A 422-nucleotide genomic window follows, 5' to 3' on the forward strand; every position below is an offset into this window, starting at 1 on the left:
ACCCGTGCTTTGGCAGTCCTGCATCAGCAGGCTTACAAGTTCCATTTCCTTTTCTGTGAGAATGTTTTTTGACTGTCTCATTTTCATAACCTCCGTTTGTTTTATATGGAGATTATTGTCATTTACACGGATTGATATTCAGCCTCTCTAAATGGGCACAAATGGAGAAGCACAGGGACGGTTCTACTGCTTCCCTCAGGCCTTGAATATCAGATTGGGTGAAATACCTAAGATCCGTGCCGCCTGCCTTTGCGACAAACCTTCCACTTCCTTTATTTTCATTATTATTTCATCTCTTTGAGCTTTTGGCAAGCTCTTAATTCCTGCAATTCCATAGCCGCTAGATAGTTTAATTATCTCTGCCCTTGCCTCATCATCTGTTAAACGTATTCTTGGTGTATCCTCAAGAAACTTATCCTCAT

At 41.2% G+C, this 422-nt stretch carries 1 protein-coding gene; it reads right to left on the reverse strand.

The window, feature by feature from the left end; genetic code table 11:
* Positions 1-195: 195 nt before the first annotated feature.
* On the reverse strand, positions 196-422 hold a 227-nt coding region (locus tag DFR58_RS22020), incomplete at its 5' end, for an RNA polymerase sigma factor (protein WP_170138266.1).

This window comes from Anaerobacterium chartisolvens, assembly GCF_003337415.1.
In the GTDB taxonomy this organism is placed as follows: Bacteria; Bacillota; Clostridia; order Acetivibrionales; family DSM-27016; genus Anaerobacterium; species Anaerobacterium chartisolvens.